This window comes from Methyloprofundus sp. (genome assembly GCF_965251085.1).
Classification (GTDB): Bacteria; Pseudomonadota; Gammaproteobacteria; order Methylococcales; family Methylomonadaceae; genus Methyloprofundus.
Genome location: NZ_OZ252594.1, coordinates 526,011 through 545,567, shown reverse-complemented (window position 1 = coordinate 545,567; position 19,557 = coordinate 526,011). Strand labels below are relative to the sequence as shown.

At 41.7% G+C, this 19,557-nt stretch carries 15 protein-coding genes and 2 pseudogenes; 6 read left to right on the top strand and 11 right to left on the bottom strand.

The features are described 5' to 3' along the window. Position 1 precedes the first annotated feature (1 nt). The 3 genes from ACQY3F_RS02625 to ACQY3F_RS02615 all read left to right on the top strand — a co-directional run bounded on the left by ACQY3F_RS02625 (position 2) and on the right by ACQY3F_RS02615 (position 2,795). A complete protein-coding gene (locus ACQY3F_RS02625) occupies positions 2 to 763 on the top strand; it encodes a hydroxypyruvate isomerase family protein (protein WP_428353344.1) in 762 nt (253 codons plus the stop codon). A gap of 12 nt (positions 764 to 775) precedes the next feature. Continuing rightward, complete coding sequence (locus ACQY3F_RS02620; RefSeq protein WP_428353343.1) at positions 776 to 2,038, top strand: hypothetical protein; 1,263 nt, start codon at positions 776 to 778, stop codon at positions 2,036 to 2,038. Positions 2,039 to 2,099: 61 nt separating this feature from the next. Then, positions 2,100 to 2,795: a Crp/Fnr family transcriptional regulator gene (locus tag ACQY3F_RS02615; protein ID WP_428353342.1), complete on the top strand. Its 696-nt coding sequence runs from the start codon at positions 2,100 to 2,102 to the stop codon at positions 2,793 to 2,795. Between the two features lie 296 nt (positions 2,796 to 3,091). On the opposite strand, the gene ACQY3F_RS02610 is transcribed toward ACQY3F_RS02615, so the two are convergent. Further along, complete coding sequence (locus ACQY3F_RS02610) at positions 3,092 to 4,546, bottom strand: hypothetical protein (protein ID WP_428353341.1); 1,455 nt, start codon at positions 4,544 to 4,546, stop codon at positions 3,092 to 3,094. A gap of 563 nt (positions 4,547 to 5,109) precedes the next feature. Between ACQY3F_RS02610 and ACQY3F_RS02605 the strand changes: the two genes are divergently transcribed. Continuing rightward, a complete protein-coding gene (locus ACQY3F_RS02605) occupies positions 5,110 to 6,765 on the top strand; it encodes a hypothetical protein (protein ID WP_428353340.1) in 1,656 nt (551 codons plus the stop codon). A gap of 90 nt (positions 6,766 to 6,855) precedes the next feature. Here the strand turns inward: ACQY3F_RS02605 and ACQY3F_RS02600 are convergent, their stop codons facing one another. Continuing rightward, the gene (locus ACQY3F_RS02600) at positions 6,856 to 8,958 is read right to left on the bottom strand and encodes a TonB-dependent receptor (RefSeq protein WP_428353339.1); all 2,103 of its coding nucleotides are present in this window, start codon (positions 8,956 to 8,958) and stop codon (positions 6,856 to 6,858) included. Positions 8,959 to 9,519: 561 nt separating this feature from the next. Between ACQY3F_RS02600 and ACQY3F_RS02595 the strand changes: the two genes are divergently transcribed. After that, positions 9,520 to 9,762, top strand: coding sequence for a hypothetical protein (locus tag ACQY3F_RS02595; RefSeq protein ID WP_428353338.1), 243 nt, complete (start codon positions 9,520 to 9,522; stop codon positions 9,760 to 9,762). 445 nt (positions 9,763 to 10,207) lie between these two features. Here ACQY3F_RS02595 and ACQY3F_RS02590 read toward each other — a convergent pair whose 3' ends face one another. From ACQY3F_RS02590 to ACQY3F_RS02575, 4 genes and pseudogenes are all read right to left on the bottom strand, one after another. Continuing rightward, entirely contained in the window at positions 10,208 to 11,284 is a 1,077-nt protein-coding gene (locus tag ACQY3F_RS02590) for an IS91 family transposase (RefSeq protein WP_428352924.1), read from the bottom strand. Further along, positions 11,281 to 12,188, bottom strand: a pseudogene (locus ACQY3F_RS02585) (tyrosine-type recombinase/integrase). Before ACQY3F_RS02585 ends, ACQY3F_RS02590 begins: the two are co-directional and overlap by 4 nt. Before the next feature lie 457 nt (positions 12,189 to 12,645). Continuing rightward, entirely contained in the window at positions 12,646 to 13,722 is a 1,077-nt protein-coding gene (locus tag ACQY3F_RS02580; protein WP_428352924.1) for an IS91 family transposase, read from the bottom strand. After that, positions 13,719 to 14,626, bottom strand: a pseudogene (locus ACQY3F_RS02575) (tyrosine-type recombinase/integrase). The gene ACQY3F_RS02580 and the pseudogene ACQY3F_RS02575 overlap by 4 nt, the downstream one beginning before the upstream one ends. Before the next feature lie 67 nt (positions 14,627 to 14,693). On the opposite strand from ACQY3F_RS02575, the gene ACQY3F_RS02570 reads away from it, so the two are divergent. Beyond that, the gene (locus tag ACQY3F_RS02570) at positions 14,694 to 15,089 is read left to right on the top strand and encodes a hypothetical protein (RefSeq protein ID WP_428353337.1); all 396 of its coding nucleotides are present in this window, start codon (positions 14,694 to 14,696) and stop codon (positions 15,087 to 15,089) included. A 38-nt stretch (positions 15,090 to 15,127) separates the two neighbouring features. Here ACQY3F_RS02570 and panD read toward each other — a convergent pair whose 3' ends face one another. The 5 genes from panD to pcnB all read right to left on the bottom strand — a co-directional run bounded on the left by panD (position 15,128) and on the right by pcnB (position 19,303). Further along, positions 15,128 to 15,508 (bottom strand): aspartate 1-decarboxylase, encoded by a 381-nt coding sequence (panD, locus tag ACQY3F_RS02565; protein ID WP_428353336.1) that lies wholly within the window; start codon positions 15,506 to 15,508, stop codon positions 15,128 to 15,130. Between the two features lie 260 nt (positions 15,509 to 15,768). Next, positions 15,769 to 16,617: a pantoate--beta-alanine ligase gene (gene panC / locus ACQY3F_RS02560; protein ID WP_428353335.1), complete on the bottom strand. Its 849-nt coding sequence runs from the start codon at positions 16,615 to 16,617 to the stop codon at positions 15,769 to 15,771. 1 nt (position 16,618) lies between these two features. After that, positions 16,619 to 17,434: a 3-methyl-2-oxobutanoate hydroxymethyltransferase gene (gene panB / locus ACQY3F_RS02555; protein WP_428353334.1), complete on the bottom strand. Its 816-nt coding sequence runs from the start codon at positions 17,432 to 17,434 to the stop codon at positions 16,619 to 16,621. Then, positions 17,431 to 17,922 carry a 2-amino-4-hydroxy-6-hydroxymethyldihydropteridine diphosphokinase gene (gene folK, locus ACQY3F_RS02550; protein ID WP_428353333.1) on the bottom strand — a complete coding sequence of 164 codons (492 nt, stop codon included), beginning with the start codon at positions 17,920 to 17,922 and terminating at the stop codon, positions 17,431 to 17,433. The genes panB and folK overlap by 4 nt, the downstream gene beginning before the upstream one ends. Further along, the gene (gene pcnB / locus ACQY3F_RS02545; RefSeq protein WP_428357587.1) at positions 17,912 to 19,303 is read right to left on the bottom strand and encodes a polynucleotide adenylyltransferase PcnB; all 1,392 of its coding nucleotides are present in this window, start codon (positions 19,301 to 19,303) and stop codon (positions 17,912 to 17,914) included. The genes folK and pcnB overlap by 11 nt, the downstream gene beginning before the upstream one ends. Between the last annotated feature and the right edge of the window lie 254 nt (positions 19,304 to 19,557).

Genomic DNA, 19,557 nt, shown 5'->3' with positions numbered 1-19,557 from the left:
CATGCTACGTTTTACTGCTAACCTAAGTTTATTATTTACTGAAGTTCCTTTGCAACAACGTTTCCAGGCTGCAAAAAAACACGGTTTTACCGCCGTGGAAATCCAGTTCCCCTATGAGTTAAGCGCAAATACAATTCGCCAGGAACTGGATAGACAGCAATTAAAACTGGTATTATTCAATGTTGATGCGGATGATTTATTACCAGGCGGCGAAGGTCTGGCTGCCGTGCCTGAAAAACAACAGCAATTTAGACAGGCTGTCGCTAAATCGGTCGCTTATGCAAAAATACTAAAGCCCGATGTGATCAACATCTTACCTGGCCGCTGTTTTGATAAAACCAGGCTTTTATTATATCAACAAACATTTAAGGATAATCTGCGCTATGCCATTAAAGCTCTCTCACCTCTAGGCATCAAAACAGTCTTTGAAGCCATTAATACAGTTGATATGCCCGATTTTATTATTCATAGCAGCGCACAGATGTTGTCAGTAATCAACGCAATCAATCATCCTGACCTGCTATTGCAATATGATATTTATCATATGCAAATGATGCAGGAAAACCCGGCTAACTTCATTCAGCAATATGCTGATAAAATCGGGCACATCCAATTTGCAGATTGCCCAGGTAGACACCAACCAGGCACTGGGACGATAGATTTTATTGCGCTGTTTTCAGCCATCGAAGCTTCAGCCTACAAGGGCTGGGTCGGTGCTGAATATAATCCTCTGAATAACACAAGCATCACTAAACTGGCATAAGGAGCAGGCATAGTGTTTGAATTTAAAAAGTACATTCTCATTTTATGCGGTTTAATTTTGCTAACGGGCTGTTCCAGTTTTGGTTATGGCATTACAGAAGCCATCCTGGATCATAACCAGACTACTGATACGCGCATTTGCAAAGTCACTAGCCGGCCTTTTTCAGGTCTGGAACCGCTGCTAACAGACACACTAAAAGTCCTGATGGTTCATGGCATAGGCAATCATACGGCGGGTTATTCAGCTGAGTTTCTGAACAAGTTAAGTGCTGAAATGGGGTTGCACAAAAAATCGCCTGGTTATAAGACCATCGATCTAGTTGATCCCGTTGAGACAACAAAAAACCTGGGCAGTCTTCGAGTTCACCGCTACTTCAATGAAGACCAGAGTAAAACGCTAATATTCTATGAACTACTCTGGTCCAGCATTACCCTAGAAGCCAAAAAATTCATAGCCTATGATAGTACTGGGGAATATGCGCATCATCGTGCAGATATCAATAATCTACTAAAAACGTTCAGCAATGAAACCATGCCGGATTCATTTCTCTATCTGGGAGATCACCGTCGCGATATCTTAACATCCTTTACCCAGGCCTATTGCTGGATGGCTGCCACAAATTGGCAAGGGCTGGCCAACCATACAAGCAGCACCTGCGATTTTCACGCAGAAGGTTTTGCTGATAACTTACAAAACAACCACTACGCTTTTGTCACACATAGCTTAGGCAGTCGCATTACCATTGACGGCTTACAACGTTTGGCAAAAACCCTAGGCAATGATTCAGATACTTATCGCGGCACCCTAAAGAAACCACAAACAGCCGTACAGATTCTAAAACAAAAAAACACGTATATTTTCATGCTGGCTAACCAGCTGCCTCTTTTACAATTAGGCAGAAAAAAAGCCGAAGTCACACAACAGCATGCGGATTATTGTCAGGCTGATGGCTCTCATTTTGATGAGCGCATATATCAATCAACCCAGATTATCGCGTTCAATGATCCTAATGACATAGTTAGCTACCCTCTTCCCTATGGTTTTGCCCAGCAATATCTGGATTCTCGCTTATGCATTAGCATTGCAAATGTAGAAATCAATGTTGCCCAAGTGACCGATTTATTGGGTATTGGCACCTTTGCCAACCCGCTCACCGCGCATTCTGCTTACAAGTCAGATGATAGGGTCGTGGCAATCATAGCTAAAGGGATTGGTACTAATGGATCCGCTGACATTGTCAAGACACAGTGCACATGGGTTGAGGAAGTAGACTGAAAACGCCACTGTTTATGACTCATTTTGATTTTTCCAGCACACCTACATCAACAGCTAGCAAATGAAACCTAACTTAGTCCACCAGGCATGGAATGGAGCAGAAAAATGCAAGCAATGTCGTATTCGTGAATTAGTCCTGTTTGCAGATTTACAACAGGAGGATTTTGAGCAACTACACCATCCTATTATTGATATTGAATTAGCAACAGGTGAGACATTGTATCGAGAACAGCAAGCTCCTGAATTCGTTTTCACCGTCCGCTCAGGCATGATAAAACTGGTACGCTATTTACCTAATGGTAATTATAGAGTAGTGCGTTTATTGCGCCAGGGTGACCTTGCCGGAATTGAAGCTTTACATAATAGCCCTTACCTACACCATGCTATCGCTTTACAAGAGACTTCAATATGCCGAATACCCGTTGAAGATATTGAACAACTAAACCAGCACTCTCCTCACCTTTATAAACAATTAACGGCTCGCTGGTATAAAGTTCAAAGTGATGCCAATATATGGCTATCTGAATTTACAGTGGGCAACTCAAAAAAACGTGTTGCCAATTTACTGCTCTATTTAGCCCAGCATAATTCAAATCACTATTTTTATCTTCCTAGTCGTGAGGACATGGGAGCACTATTAGCGATTACTACTGAGACTGCCAGTCGAATTATTGCTGAATTCAAACGTCTTGAATATCTACAGGTCGAGCAACAGGGAGCCCTGATTGATATTGATAAGCTTAAGCAAATAACATAGAGCTATTATCCTAGAAAAATTAGTTGCTCACGGTTTCTAGCGCAAGGATTTTGTAGAGTCTAGATTAGGCACCTGGAAACAAATAATCATCCATCCTTGCTGGTCTTTTTGTCCGTCATCAGCGCTGTAGCAATAGTTACGAAGCCAGCTATGCGCCTATTGCTACAGCGCTGATGACGGACAAAAATCCTGCCCAAATATCGGACGATTATTTATTTTCAGATGCCTTAGTTATAATAATTTTTTTTGGACGTTGTTAATAAATCAGTTGCATGTCGTTTCTGAGTAAACGCTAACTAATACCACGTTCCCCATACACATATAGGATCCGCTGAGTAGTTACAGCTTACCATTCTTCCATCTTCTTCATAACCAACGTAACCAGTATTTTTTCCAATCGCCCACAACCAATCTATTTTCACTGACCCATCACTGTAAAAATCATAACCATGACCATCTCTCTGGTTATTTACATAATGATCAGCACTCTTCATCACCCCGCTGGTTTCATATTCGATACCCCAGCCTTGCCTTTGTCCCTCAGCATCTTTGCATGTCTGAGAAATTAAATGCTGAGAAGTTTCATCACATGAATCATAATGAAATTTAGGCCCTACCAGCGTGCTATTGAGAACATAGTAAATATTATAATACTCATCATTAGTTCCAGTAAATGTACCACAAGTATCCATTATCTCAGCACCTCCAGGGACAGGACAAAACGTATCAATTGATATTACTTCACCAATACACTGATTCTCACAAACAGGAACCACGATAGTATTAGTTGAACACTGCTCATCATACTCCTGAAGCATATCATCAACGATGCCTTCTAGAGAGTAATGCAGTATTGCCAAATAAGATAAAAGTTTATTATTCGCTAAAATCACCCTTTGATCTGTTGGCTCCCCTAGCCTAACTAAAAATATAAATTGTATTCTATATAGATGTCTGTATATCTCAAAAGGAAAGCCTTGCTCCTTTGCCCTATCAAACACAGGGGTAGTAAATCCAAGTCTCAATTGATCACTAGCGAGAGTTTTTTCATATTCTTTTCTGCCAAGATTACAATCAGCGCCATCATTTGACCTACCCATTGCAACTTTTGAAAAATTGATACCTTGCTTTGCATCCACAGTCTGAAAACTAATAGAACCATCATCATGATAAATTATATTTACCAGTGCACCATTCTTTGTATATGACACAGGTTTATCATCCCTAATAGTCAGAACAAAAGACCCAGAACCATCATCACCTACAATTTCAGATATTACTATATCTGCCACCTCTTCATTCTTGGTACCCATAATAGAAATAGACCCGAACCCACCTGGGTCTTCCACTTGTATCAGAACACTACCCGACTCAGGAATCGTAACGGTGCCTCCAAATGGCATAAACTCTGCAATATTTGAGAGAATATCTCCCGGGTCTGCATGGGCAATAATAGCAGTAAAGAAAATCACCCCACTGGGTAAATTGGGTGCGAAAATACTTTTTGACTGCCCCATCTTTATGGAACCAATAGTGTCCAGATCAACATCACCTTTATAATCAGCATAGGCATAATATAAAGTATAGCTATTGGCTTCTGGCATTAGTGACCAGTCAGCAGTGATATCCGTACCATCTACTGTGACCACCATTGTTTCTGTTGGGTCTGTCTCAGAAAATATTGCCTGACTGAAACCTAGCATAATAAGCATACTCAACACGAAACTCATTTTTTTTATTAAAATTTTCATCGCTATTCCCCTCTTCTTGCTACAACTCATTTATTTCAGAAACACCCCGAAAAACCAATATTCTGCCCAACCTTAAATCGTTGCAATATTCAAAACAGAAACTACCGTATCCCGGCTGTTAAATAAAATCAGTTAGACATTTTTTTTGCATCACTTTCAGTGACTTTATCTTCTATCTAACTTTAGTTTTCATTAATTCACCTATAATCTATACGCTTATTTTTCAGAATTTTCTACTGAGTATTTTAGTCAACTTTTGATAATGTGAGGCAGTTCAAATTTTTATAAAAGAACAACCCACTTTCTATAAATTAATTAACTATTATCGTCAATAGCTATTTCAAATTGACTTCAATTATTTTATCTATAACCCCTTAAAAACCCATTATATAATGACTTACAGGAATTTAAATTTACACACAATTGATATTTATCATATAAAAGATAAGGTATTTATGGTAAAGATATAGTCAGTACTTCCTATTAACTATTTCAAGACTAGAACCACTGAAAAATACACGTAATAGGAGTCATTTAATTCTATATTCTTTAGGAGAATTGACATGAAAACGTTAACAAATGGCCACCTACCCATTAACAATAAACGTAGGCTTATTTATTTAATTTTTACATTATTTATTGCTTTTTTTTCAAGTTCGATAACCGCTGCTGGCCTTGAGTTGGTCAAAGATATTAATACTGAAGGTAGCAATAGTATTTATAACCTGAAAGCGGGTAGTGAATTGCTGTTCTTTTCTGCGCAAACGGAAAACAATTCAAACACCAGACAAATATGGACCTCTGATGGTACAGCTTCTGGAACCTTAAAGATGACTGACCTTGATCATAGTGTATATGGATTTCAATTAACAAATGGAAGCTATCAAGTCGTTAATAATATTTATTATTTTTCAATCCGACGTTGGTCTGACAATGTCTATGAACTTTGGAGAAGTAATGGCTCTGCCGAGGGGACTTTTAAACTTATCGACCTGCCCGATTATCTTGATAATCGATTTCAAGCCATCGGTGCAGATGGCCTGTATTACTTTGTGCCCTGGAGCGACCCTGATTATGGCCGCGAACTATGGGTCAGTGATGGGTCAGTTGCGGGAACAAGAATGGTAAAAGATATAAACCCAGGTTCAGGTTCTAGTTCACCGCATAGCTTAATGGCAGTAAATGACAGGCTATATTTCCTGGTCGGAGACAATATCTGGACTAGCAATGGCACACCAGGAGGAACACAGGTAGTTACCAGTTTTGAGGAAAGTTTTAATGGAGGTATCCGGTTTATGACCCCGGTAAATGATATCATTTACTTAGGCTATTTACGATCTCCTGTTTATGAGTTTTGGCGGTATGACACAAACTCGGGACAAACAGTTCTGGTTAAACATTTTGATGCCATTGCTTATGATGGACAGAATTATGCCGCCGTGGGTAATATGCTTTATTTTATAGCTAAAGGGACTGGCTTAGACAGTTATGATTTATGGAAAAGTGATGGTACTCCAGATGGAACTATCGTAGTCAAAAAAATTGCAGAAACCAATGCTAGCTATACTGATTGGAGTCTAACAAATGTGAATGGTACGCTTTTTTTCAGAGCAAACGACAAAGAGCATGGCTGGGAACTCTGGAAAAGCAATGGTACGGCAAACAGCACCTTTATGATTAAAGATATAGACGAGGGTGAATATAGTTCAAGACTCTATTGCTTTACTGCTGTTGGTGACACACTTTTTTTCGCAGAAAAACAAACTGACTATGTCACTAACTTATGGATGAGTGATGGCACTGAAGCAGGTACAATCAATACCGATGTAAGTGTGAGCCAGCTCAGGTGTCCAGTTAATTTCAATGAACAGTTATATTTTTATGGTAGCGATAGAACAACAAAGGACTATGGTGCCGAATTATATCGATATAATCTATCTGACACTGCACTATCTGCTCCAGAAATTAACATTGCTACTAATGGCATCAGAGTCACTCTCTCATGGAATAGTGTTGGTAATGCCAATGGCTATACTTTATTCTTTGCGCCCTATCCATTTATAGGACCTGAGACTATAGGCAGTTTTGATCTAGACAATAATACTAGTTTTTCTGCTGACCTCTGGAATGGAGCGGCATTTTATATTGCAGTAAAAGCCTACTCTTCAGATTCTAGCAGTGAATTTTCCAACGTGGGCTTAATTAGTATTAAGAAGTAACTTGCTGATGTTGTACTGGAACCTTCTATGAGTATGGGAAGCTTAAAAAGCGTCCCATACTCTTGAATATAATTAAGCGTCCCAACTGTGTTACCAATCGTAACTCACAGTAGCATAAAAGTTCCTTCCTGGGCCGGGTAAATGCTCGCCAATTGCGGTGCCGTCATTGGTAGGATTTCGATTCAAGCCATTAAGGTGAACCCGATAACCCTTATCAAGCAGGTTTTCTATACCAAAACCTAGTTGCAAACCTTGTGCATATTTAAATTGAGGACGGTATTGCATACGCAAGTTCCAAAGGATATAGCCGGCAGTTGGCGGCTCATCATTAAATTCAGATGTTTTATCCTGTTTACCATAACCGACCAACTCAGTTCCCGCTAGCCATTCATCTGTATCATAAAAGAAGCTAACTTTCCCATTAACTGGCGCTAAACGATATAAATTATCTGTAATATCAGTCCGTTCACCACGCACATAGCTAAGCAAAAAATCGACACGCCAATCTTCAAGAAAACGGTAACCTGCTTCCATATCTACACCATACAATTGAGCATTAACATTGGTGAATTCCAGAGCAGTCGGATCTATAGCGAGAGCTGCCTGATTTTGTGTTGGCGCTCCCTGAATATAATTATCCACATAGCGGTAAAAAGCTCTTGGTGTAAAATACACCGCCTCGCCTTGCCAATCAAAACCTAATTCAACTTGATAAGATGTTTCAGGCGTTAAATCTACATTACCAATATAATTCCGACCATCAGCCAAACCGCCCGTAGCATTCAGTGGCATCCATAAAAAACGCTCCTGATAGGATGGGGAGCGTGTTTTTCTACCAAAGCCTAATTCAACAGCCATATCGGGACTCAGGTAGTAGGTTAAATCAGCGACGACATCTAAATTGACATCGTTTTTGAGCCGGTCACTGGCATTAAAATCAGCAGCTAGTTTTGTCCCTGATTTTCCCGGGGCAAAGATAGGGGCACCTGCTCCACTCACAGTACCAGCATTCATTCTGATCCAGTTTAAACGGGCACCCAGCTCAAAAGCCCAATCCGGAGCTATATCCCCTGTCCATTCTGCAAAAAAGCCATAACGATCGCGAGTAACATCATTGAAATTATTAATTTTAAATACGTCACTAGATGGGTTAGTAATCACAGCATTGTGTTCAATATTGTCACCATCAACGCCTAGTAATAACCCCCCATCAAATAGCGGAATATTAAAAGTTGATTTATAACCAAAACCTTCAGCAGTATTATCAGATACACGACGTTTGGGAGCAAGAACATCACCCCGTAAGCTAAAATTATTCATCTGATGCCCAATATCCTGATAGCTAAACTCAGTGGTCACTGCATATTTATCAGCTATCAAACCATTGTAATTTAAATTCGTCACACCGCCTCTGGAATAAACAATATCCATAGGTAAAGAAGGCGTTCCTGATAAATGGGTGTCATTATAATTATAACCAATGTCAAACTGATGATCCTGATCATCAGTTTGAAAACCATAGCCTACTGTGCCTACATTACGTTCGTGACTGGTATCTCTGTTCACGCCTCCACTCCAGGCAAAATCTTCGCCAGCTTCACGACTACCTCCTCCGTGAATCTTATGATTCTGATTTGCAATATTGGCAAATAAACTTACATAATATCCCGTATTAACTGAGTTATAGCCATTTGCCGTTCTACCAGAAAATAAAATTTCATCATCTTCAGAGAATTCCCCGCTCCTAGTCTTCTGGACTATATTGCCACCCAAAGTTTCGATACCGCTACTCACTGAAGCTATGCCGCGCTTGACCGTTAATGTTTCGGTTAATACGGCCGGGACATGACTTAAGGGCGCATCCATCGCATTCGCACAGGCCGATTTATAAGTCGCTCCGTCAGTAATGACATTAACACGGTCTCCAAAGAGCCCACGATACTGTGCAATACCAGTTAATGGTCCATTTGAGTTTACATTCGCCCCCGGCACTTTATGTAACAAAACCGCTGCATCACTTATTCCGCCACTATCAGGCTTTACCCCAACGGTTCCAGGGGTTAGAATTTGCCCTTCAATAAACATGGTTGGCAAAATTGCTTTGTCAGAATCAGCAAGATCTGCTGCCTGTAGCGGTGAAATAATTGCTGTTATCGAACATGTAGCGAGTGTTTTTAAATATAATTTTTGCATATTAAATACTCCATGTATTTTAATAAAAAGTAGCTCTAAAAAGTGTTTGATAACGATGATACTAATGCATTAAAACCTTACAGTAATTGATAAATATCAATAATAAATATGTCGCCTGAAAACTTGAGATAGGCGCTTATCATTGGCCTGATTTTTGCTCTTCCTCCCTTTTACAATAAAAATCAAAAAAAACTGACCATTTTAAAATTAATAAGCTAATACCCTTATTTAAGTGCGTTAAATAACAAAGATATACCATATAGCTCCCGTGTATCTATTCCTATAAAAAAATAAATATTTTCCTTAATAACTCAAAAGCACCCTGGTCATCGGCACTAACTGACGGTACGAAATTAAAGAAAATGGATAGAGAATTTGTTAATCTATCTCTCAGACTTTAAGTTAAATTGATTCATTACCTTTCTGGAAATTATGCATTGAGTACCAGAATGCATATTTTGCCAATGTAAAACCTAGAAATAAGGAACACATCATTACATTATGAGAACTCTCAAACTCGCATGCAGTATATTAGTTGGCAGCTGCGTTATAACAACGGCAATGGCTATTGAAAAAGCATCTGACGCACGAATAAATGAAGTTGCTCAGTTGGGTAAACAGGTGATGCCTTTTGATTTAAATCAGACCTTACATGTCTTTTCAAAAGTTAAAGATGGGGGTGTCCAACGAATAAGGTTAGATTGTGATCGCGAAGCGAGCCACAATCTGAACCGTTTGTTGGACAAGCCCGGCACGATAGTAGGAATTCATTTAATGCGCTCTATGAAAATAGCTTTTTGTTGATCAGCCCGACTGATGAATCGAACCTCTGTTTTTACCTGTTTAACTGAACTTTGAGCGTTGTCCATTGCAGTCAACTCTCAAAGTCCAAGTATCGGAGCAAAATTCTGCCTTAATCTAACGAATAAGGTTAGATTGTGATCGCGAAGCGAGCCACAATCTGAACCGTTTGTTGGACAAGCCCGGCACGATAGTAGGAATTCATTTAATGCGCTCTATGAAAATAGCTTTTTGTTGATCAGCCCGACTGATGAATCGAACCTCTGTTTTTACCTGTTTAACTGAACTTTGAGCGTTGTCCATTGCAGTCAACTCTCAAAGTCCAAGTATCGGAGCAAAATTCTGCCTTAATCTCCGATTTTAGCCCAAGCAACTCCCTCAGCATTTAATCCGCTGATAGCCTGGGTCGAAGTGTTTAAATTTACATAAGCGCTAGTGATTCCAATTGTTAAGTTGGCAAAGGCTGAAACATTATTTCCACCCTGGGTATTTGCCGACGCCCAACAACCATCGCCCCGCCACAACATTTGCAACTGAATGCCGGCCGTACTTTGAGTGCACGCAATATCTTCGTCGGGTCAAACTTTAGCAGGGAGTGAATCAACTTAATAACACCCTTGCTATTCGGATGTAAAAAGCCATAATTGCGCGCACGACGAAAGCCTTTAGGCAAAACATGTTGCAGCACCAGCCACAGAAATTTAGCCCCCGATACCGTTTTGGTTTGATAGCGTTTGGTTTTGCTGTCTTGATAACGGTAGGTTACTTTGCCATTTTGGCAGGATAAGATATCCTGTTCACGAATCACACCACGATACAGGTATCGACCCAGATATATCAATGCTTTATCGCCTGCACCGACAAACTTACAATCGACCACCCATTTTTCCGGAATAGCTGTGGGAAATGGCAACTTTTCTTCGTTCATACGCGCTAGCATCTTTGCACGAAATACTTTTGCTAGTGCTTTATGATGAAACAGGTATTTGCCTTCCTTAGTGCGCCAGAGCTTCTTGATTTTATCCACGATTGCCGCAGGCATAATGACATGAATATGCGGATGATAATTTAATTCGCGTGAGTGTGTATGTAAGACAGCAATCGCCCCGGCATCGCCTTGCAACTGCTTATCATTTTTACTAAAACTCTGTAAAGTCGCCCAGGCACAGTCAAACATCATACTGTAAAGTAACCGCGGATGCTGCCTGGCTAACGACCTTAACTGCGCAGGTAAGGTAAAGGTATTCATAAAATAATCAGCAGGGACTTGTTTTTGTACCTGTCGTTCAATCCATTGTTGACTCTCATGATGTTGACAATGCGGGCAGTTACGCTGGCCACAGGAATGAGGCACAAAGGTTTGATAGTCACAGTCTGCACAGTTAACCTGCATCACAGGACTCAGCTGTGTCCGACAGCTCTTCATGGCATGTAATGCACTGATCTGATTGGAGCGTAAACGAGATTGATACTCGCTTAAAAAGTCAGACTGAAATTGATCAATCACTGCAGCTAGGGTTATCATGAAATCTGCCCCCAGTGAATAGAAAAGTCATTGACTAACTGATTAATGTGCAGCTCTGCATTCTCATCGGTAATATCGGTCAAATGCGTATAGCGAGCCGTGGTTACTAAACTGGTATGGCCCAGAATCTTCTGCAACTCAACTAAATCAACCCCGGCTTCTAACAGGTGAGTGGCGTAACTGTGGCGCAGCGAGTGGCAGGAAATCTTTTTTTTAGTCCCATTTCTTGCGTCACAAGACGGATTGTCTTCTGGATGCCACCGCGATCAAGGGGGGATTCAGCAAGATGTGCACCTTTTAGACCCCGGGCACGGTTGGGAAATACCAGCACTGGATTTTTATGCACAGCCCAAAACTTACGCAACACCTTCAAGGTATTCACAGGCAAAGGCACAAGCCGATCCTTATTGCCTTTGGCATTGCGAATATGTACCCGCATGCGTGTCGCATCAATATCACCTACTTTCAGGCTTAAGCCCTCGCCCAAACGTAAACCTAGACTGTAAATCGTAAAATAAAAAACTCGATAGCTTAGATTACGGGTCGACATAAACAGTTGTTGTGCTTCAACCACAGTGACAATATCGGGTATACGCGTACATCGTGGTGGTTTAATCATTAGCACATCAACCCACGGCTTTTGTAGCACATGTGTATAGAAAAACTTGAGACCATAGAGATCTAGTTTCACGGCACTCCAGGAAAGGCGGCTTAAAAGAGCATGAAAATAATCCACCAGTTGATCTTGCGTTAAGTTATCCAGATGCCCCTGAAAGTGTTCCCCGATACGGCGAATAGCGCGTGAATAAGCGTCAATGGTTTTGGGTTGCAGTCCCTTAAGCTTTAAATGCTTACAGTGCTGGATATAATAATGGTTGAATTTAAGCTCTATCGATGGTGTCATAACAGTGTAACCTCATTATTGTTAGTTGGATGAGCTTACAAGTTACCTGTTATGCATATAACAGGCAATGAGGTTACACTTTAAATTTAAGGGATGCGCTGTTTTTCTCCGCGATAGCGGCTTCGTCCAACGAATAAGGTTAGATTGTGATCGCGAAGCGAGCCACAATCTGAACCGTTTGTTGGACAAGCCCGGCACGATAGTAGGAATTCATTTAATGCGCTCTATGAAAATAGCTTTTTGTTGATCAGCCCGACTGATGAATCGAACCTCTGTTTTTACCTGTTTAACTGAACTTTGAGCGTTGTCCATTGCAGTCAACTCTCAAAGTCCAAGTATCGGAGCAAAATTCTGCCTTAATCTCCGATTTTAGCCCAAGCAACTCCCTCAGCATTTAATCCGCTGATAGCCTGGGTCGAAGTGTTTAAATTTACATAAGCGCTAGTGATTCCAATTGTTAAGTTGGCAAAGGCTGAAACATTATTTCCACCCTGGGTATTTGCCGACGCCCAACAACCATCGCCCCGCCACAACATTTGCAACTGAATGCCGGCCGTACTTTGAGTGCACGCAATATCTTCGTCGGGTCAAACTTTAGCAGGGAGTGAATCAACTTAATAACACCCTTGCTATTCGGATGTAAAAAGCCATAATTGCGCGCACGACGAAAGCCTTTAGGCAAAACATGTTGCAGCACCAGCCACAGAAATTTAGCCCCCGATACCGTTTTGGTTTGATAGCGTTTGGTTTTGCTGTCTTGATAACGGTAGGTTACTTTGCCATTTTGGCAGGATAAGATATCCTGTTCACGAATCACACCACGATACAGGTATCGACCCAGATATATCAATGCTTTATCGCCTGCACCGACAAACTTACAATCGACCACCCATTTTTCCGGAATAGCTGTGGGAAATGGCAACTTTTCTTCGTTCATACGCGCTAGCATCTTTGCACGAAATACTTTTGCTAGTGCTTTATGATGAAACAGGTATTTGCCTTCCTTAGTGCGCCAGAGCTTCTTGATTTTATCCACGATTGCCGCAGGCATAATGACATGAATATGCGGATGATAATTTAATTCGCGTGAGTGTGTATGTAAGACAGCAATCGCCCCGGCATCGCCTTGCAACTGCTTATCATTTTTACTAAAACTCTGTAAAGTCGCCCAGGCACAGTCAAACATCATACTGTAAAGTAACCGCGGATGCTGCCTGGCTAACGACCTTAACTGCGCAGGTAAGGTAAAGGTATTCATAAAATAATCAGCAGGGACTTGTTTTTGTACCTGTCGTTCAATCCATTGTTGACTCTCATGATGTTGACAATGCGGGCAGTTACGCTGGCCACAGGAATGAGGCACAAAGGTTTGATAGTCACAGTCTGCACAGTTAACCTGCATCACAGGACTCAGCTGTGTCCGACAGCTCTTCATGGCATGTAATGCACTGATCTGATTGGAGCGTAAACGAGATTGATACTCGCTTAAAAAGTCAGACTGAAATTGATCAATCACTGCAGCTAGGGTTATCATGAAATCTGCCCCCAGTGAATAGAAAAGTCATTGACTAACTGATTAATGTGCAGCTCTGCATTCTCATCGGTAATATCGGTCAAATGCGTATAGCGAGCCGTGGTTACTAAACTGGTATGGCCCAGAATCTTCTGCAACTCAACTAAATCAACCCCGGCTTCTAACAGGTGAGTGGCGTAACTGTGGCGCAGCGAGTGGCAGGAAATCTTTTTTTTAGTCCCATTTCTTGCGTCACAAGACGGATTGTCTTCTGGATGCCACCGCGATCAAGGGGGGATTCAGCAAGATGTGCACCTTTTAGACCCCGGGCACGGTTGGGAAATACCAGCACTGGATTTTTATGCACAGCCCAAAACTTACGCAACACCTTCAAGGTATTCACAGGCAAAGGCACAAGCCGATCCTTATTGCCTTTGGCATTGCGAATATGTACCCGCATGCGTGTCGCATCAATATCACCTACTTTCAGGCTTAAGCCCTCGCCCAAACGTAAACCTAGACTGTAAATCGTAAAATAAAAAACTCGATAGCTTAGATTACGGGTCGACATAAACAGTTGTTGTGCTTCAACCACAGTGACAATATCGGGTATACGCGTACATCGTGGTGGTTTAATCATTAGCACATCAACCCACGGCTTTTGTAGCACATGTGTATAGAAAAACTTGAGACCATAGAGATCTAGTTTCACGGCACTCCAGGAAAGGCGGCTTAAAAGAGCATGAAAATAATCCACCAGTTGATCTTGCGTTAAGTTATCCAGATGCCCCTGAAAGTGTTCCCCGATACGGCGAATAGCGCGTGAATAAGCGTCAATGGTTTTGGGTTGCAGTCCCTTAAGCTTTAAATGCTTACAGTGCTGGATATAATAATGGTTGAATTTAAGCTCTATCGATGGTGTCATAACAGTGTAACCTCATTATTGTTAGTTGGATGAGCTTACAAGTTACCTGTTATGCATATAACAGGCAATGAGGTTACACTTTAAATTTAAGGGATGCGCTGTTTTTCTCCGCGATAGCGGCTTCGTCCAACAAGTGATTGCGAAAGACCCAGAGAATGAGCAACAAATAAAGCTTATCCGCGAGCATCTTGGTAAAATTGCCCGCGACTTTAAACAAGCAGACTTTTCCGACCCGGAAAAAATACATGGTAAAGATATGCCTGGACTTGAAGCATTGCGCTCCGCCAGGCCTGGTGAAATTACGATAGAGTATCGTGAAACACCTAAAGGTGCTGAAATAATTTATATGACTAAAGATCCTGACTTAATTACAGCCATTCACCAGTGGTTTGATGCCCAACTCCGTGACCATGATCGCCATGCAACTATGCATCGCTCACACCACAAGATGCATAATCAATAAACTATTGATATAGTTCAGAAATCTAACGCCACCCTGCCCTACGCTGCTTGTACAGGTATAGAATGGGCGGTCTTCACCATATCATTTTTATCGTTAAAATAAACCAGGGTGGGCTGATAATTTTTTAGTTCTGCCTCATCCAGTTCAGCATACGAGCAAACTATAATATAGTCTCCAGGACACGCAAGCCTAGCTGCCGCACCATTTATAGAAAAGACACCCGAGCCTTCTTCTGCTCTAATTGCGTAAGTGGTGAACCTTTCACCGTTGTTGACATTGTATATCTGGATTTGTTCGTATTCTCTGATCCCCGAGTAATCCAGTATTCCCCCATCAATAGCACAAGAGCCCTCATAACCTAATTCAGCATGAGTTACGGTTGCTCGATGTAATTTTGCCTTAAGCATTGTAATTTGCATATCAGTCTATGATCAATAACTATTTTAGAACTCATCATTATGTCAAATTATTACTCTTCACACAAGTATAAAATCAAAAAAAACCCAAAACAATAACTTATAACTTGTTGTTTTTTAATGGATTAATGCATTAACAAAAAAACACGCCATAGATAATGTGTCTAGGGGAAATATGTAGTTCCAGGTGTTAGTGCTCTCGCTGGCTTGCTCAGTTTTTTCACCAAAGACTAAGGTAATAGCATGACACTCTACCGAGTGCGCTAGCAACTCAAGTCCACTTGAATATTATCAATGAGCCGCGTTGTACCCAGTCGGGCAGCCGTCAGAATTATTAAATGAGTATCCTTCTCAGTTGCTGTTTGTAAATCACTGCGCCTACAAATACTAAAATAATCAGGCTTAAATCCTTGCCCCAATAATTTTTGGCGACATGTTTCTTCTATTTCAGCATAGCTATTGTACTGCGAAAAAAGCGCCTGTTTTGCCTGACAAAGTGCTTGATATAATTGCCCTGCCTGCTGACGCTGTTCCTGACTCAAATGCGTATTCCGCGAGCTCATTGCCAAGCCATCCACCTCACGAAAGGTGGGCACTGAAATGATCTCTACAGGGCTATTCAGGTCAGCAACCATAGTACGTATTACTAAAAGCTGCTGGTAATCTTTTTCACCAAAAAAAGCCTTATCAGGCTGCACCATATTAAATAACTTACACACCACGGTTGCTACGCCATCAAAGTGACCGGGCCGTGCAGCACCGCAATAGTTTTCTGTCACCTGACTTACACTAACTGTTGTGAGCATTTTTTCAGGGTATATTTGTTCTGGGCTAGGCAGAAAGATCATATCAATGCCGACCGACTGCAATTTTGCTATATCCGCTTCTTGTGTGCGTGGGTAATTAGAAAAATCATCCTGCTCATCAAATTGCGCAGGATTTACAAAGATACTAACGACAACCTTGTCTGCTTGCCCTTTTGCTGCTCTGACCAACTGTAAATGTCCTTCATGTAAATTACCCATGGTGGGCACAAATGCGATGCTCTCTCTTGCCAATCGCCAGTGCATAATTTGCGCACGCAACTGTTTGATAGTTTTAATGCACTTCATGCTAAAAACTGTGTTCTTGTGCCGGGAATTTCTGCTCTCTTACTTCAGCCACATAGGCCTGAACAGCCTCAAATATTGAGCCTGCCTGCTGCATGTAATTTTTACTAAAGCGAGGCTTTCTACCTAAACTAATATCTAACATATCGTATAACACCAGCACCTGGCCATCGCAATCTACACCAGCACCGATACCTATCACCGGAATTGAAAGTTGCTCGCTAATTTTCTGTGCCAGGGCGGCAGGAATACACTCGAGTACTAACATTTGTGCACCTGCCTGTTCTACTTTAATAGCATCCGCGAGTATTTTAGCAGCATCATCTTCTTGCTTACCTTGTACTGCATATTTACCTAATTGATAAATAGACTGTGGCAATAAGCCTAAGTGCGCGCACACTGGAATCGCTTGTTGCACCATAAATTCAATCGCTGCACATCGCGCACCCTCTAATTTCACCATTTGCGCACCACCCTGCTGAATTAACAAGGCAGCATTCTCCGCTGCCTGCATGGGTGAGGCGCTACTCATAAACGGCAAGTCGGCAATGACGAAGGCTTGTTGCCGCGCTCGGCTGACTAGTTGGGTGTGATAAATCATATCCTGCAGGGTCACCGGCAAAGTACTTGCATGACCCTGCACCACCATCCCCAGTGAATCACCTACGAGTAATACATCTACTCCAGCCTGGTCTAGCAGGGCTGAAAAGCTGGCATCATAAGCTGTTAAACTGCTTATTTTTTGCCCGGCCTGCTTCATCTGCTGTAAGTCGGCTATGCTTTTAATTTTTGCTTTAGCAATGCTTGAATATTGGCTCATAAGGGTAATTTCACTAAGCCATCTAAAGGACAGGATGCAATCAACTCAGCCATGCCTCCCAGCCCAGGCACTTTGAGTTCTGGTGCAATTTCATGCAGGGGATATAACACAAAGGCACGTTCTGCAAGGCCATAATGAGGCACTATCAGGTCAGGCAGATCAATCATCTGTTGACCATATAGCAGTATATCAAGATCCAGTGTTCTTGCACCCCAGCGCTCATCCTTACGTACGCGACCATGATCCAGTTCTATTTTTTGCAAACAGCGCAATAGCTCTATGGCAGACAAATCTGTTTCTATAGCCATCACTGCATTAACATAATCTGGCTGGTCTTGCGGGCCCATGGGAGTGCTACGATATAAACTGGAAAAAGCAAGCTCTAGCACTCCCTCCAGGCCATTGATGGCTTGTTGCGCTGTGTTTATTTGTGTTTTGGGAGTCGCTAAATTGCTGCCCAGGCCAATATAAGCGATTTCATTCGTCATGCTGTTGCTTTTTTACACTCGGTTTACGTTTACGCCTGCGTTTTCTAGATGGGCTCCTGCTAATACTTTCCAGCATTTTCTTTTGTTCCGTTTCAGATGCGACCTGGAAATCAGTCCACCAGCTCGCCAATTCCGGCTCAGCTCCACCGGTTTCTGCTTGTAGTAACATAAAATCATAAGCCGCTCTGAATTTAGGGTGACCTAAGAGCCGATAGGCTCGCGTACCACTACGGTGATTAAATCGTGCCTGCAGACCCCAGACATCTCGCATCGCTACACCCATATGCTTGGGAAATGCGGTGCTTTTAACTTGTTGAGAAATAACCTGGCTGGCGGCTTGTTGCAGCGCAACTGATTCTGGCATACCCTCTGCCAGATTTCTTTTAGCCTGACTTTTAACGGCATCCCATAGAAAAGTAGAGATCAGAAAAAAAGGCGCTATGCTCTTGCCTTCCGCTATGCGTATATCAGTATTTTCCAGCGCTTTAGCGATAAAAAGCTTGGGGAAGCCCTGCTCCTCACTGCTTAAACTTTTTTCAGCAACAGGGTATAAGTGAGCAAACAAACCATAATGCCTTAGCATTTCAAAGGTTTCCACTGCATAGCCAGATAAAAATAACTTTAAGGCTTCATCCTGTAATCTTGCTGCGGGAATATTGGCCAATAAATCGGCTAAATGAAAAATAGGCTTTTCGCATTCGGCATTGATAGAAAATCCCAGCTTAACGGCAAAACGTACCAGCCTTATCATTCGTACCGGGTCTTCACGATAGCGTGTTTCGGGGTCACCAATCAGGCGCATCATTCCGGCACGGTGGTCTTCCATTCCACCGACATAATCCACAATGGAAAAGTCCTTAATATTGTAATACAGCGCATTAACCGTAAAGTCGCGGCGTATCACGTCTTCTTCTATAGTACCGTAATGATTGTCACGTAATAAGCGGCCATCCTGATCAACTTTTTGAACATCCTGTGCTTGCTCGCTGGTACCGCGAAAGGTAGCGACTTCGATAATCTCTCGACCAAAAAACACATGCGCCAATCGAAAACGTCTACCTATTAAGCGGCAATTTCGAAAAGCTTGCTTGACCTGTTCTGGGCTGGCATTAGTCGCGACATCAAAATCTTTGGGTTCACGGCCTAACAACAAATCTCTAACACAACCGCCCACTAAGTAAGCATCGTAGCCTTCATTTTTAAGACGATACAAAACTTTTAGGGCATTGCTACTAATTTGATTACGCGAAATATTATGTTCAGAGCGAGTATAAATGACCGGTTTTAAACCCGGCGTTATTATGGCCTCAACTTCAGGCTCAACATCATGTTGCTCAACACTTTGCGCTTTATTTATTATTTTTTTAAAAAAACTTAAAATTTTTCTCTTCCTTTATTATCTTATTCAAGAAGCATAACATGGCTGCTAACATCTTCTAGCAAGACTATTATTTTTATAGTATATGAGTTTTAACCACTTCCATCCGTTACCGCAAAAACCTTTCTCAGCATGAGCCACCTAAAAACAAATAACCATCCAGCCTTGCTAGTCTTTTTGTCCGTCGTCTGCGTTGTAGAAATATTTACGTGGCTAGCTATGCGCCTATTTCTACACCCCCGTATCAAGTACGGGAC

Bases quoted from the DNA above. Each gene is read 5' to 3' on its own strand.
- panC (WP_428353335.1), bottom strand. From the start codon at position 16,617: ATGAAGTGCATTAAAACTATCAAACAGTTGCGTGCGCAAATTATGCAC.
- ACQY3F_RS02580 (WP_428352924.1), bottom strand. From the start codon at position 13,722: ATGATAACCCTAGCTGCAGTGATTGATCAATTTCAGTCTGACTTTTTA.
- ACQY3F_RS02625 (WP_428353344.1), top strand. From the start codon at position 2: ATGCTACGTTTTACTGCTAACCTAAGTTTATTATTTACTGAAGTTCCT.
- ACQY3F_RS02600 (WP_428353339.1), bottom strand. From the start codon at position 8,958: ATGCAAAAATTATATTTAAAAACACTCGCTACATGTTCGATAACAGCA.
- ACQY3F_RS02570 (WP_428353337.1), top strand. From the start codon at position 14,694: ATGAGGTTACACTTTAAATTTAAGGGATGCGCTGTTTTTCTCCGCGAT.
- ACQY3F_RS02595 (WP_428353338.1), top strand. From the start codon at position 9,520: ATGGCTATTGAAAAAGCATCTGACGCACGAATAAATGAAGTTGCTCAG.
- ACQY3F_RS02610 (WP_428353341.1), bottom strand. From the start codon at position 4,546: ATGAAAATTTTAATAAAAAAAATGAGTTTCGTGTTGAGTATGCTTATT.
- folK (WP_428353333.1), bottom strand. From the start codon at position 17,922: ATGACGAATGAAATCGCTTATATTGGCCTGGGCAGCAATTTAGCGACT.
- panB (WP_428353334.1), bottom strand. From the start codon at position 17,434: ATGAGCCAATATTCAAGCATTGCTAAAGCAAAAATTAAAAGCATAGCC.
- panD (WP_428353336.1), bottom strand. From the start codon at position 15,508: ATGCAAATTACAATGCTTAAGGCAAAATTACATCGAGCAACCGTAACT.
- ACQY3F_RS02615 (WP_428353342.1), top strand. From the start codon at position 2,100: ATGAAACCTAACTTAGTCCACCAGGCATGGAATGGAGCAGAAAAATGC.
- ACQY3F_RS02590 (WP_428352924.1), bottom strand. From the start codon at position 11,284: ATGATAACCCTAGCTGCAGTGATTGATCAATTTCAGTCTGACTTTTTA.
- ACQY3F_RS02605 (WP_428353340.1), top strand. From the start codon at position 5,110: ATGAAAACGTTAACAAATGGCCACCTACCCATTAACAATAAACGTAGG.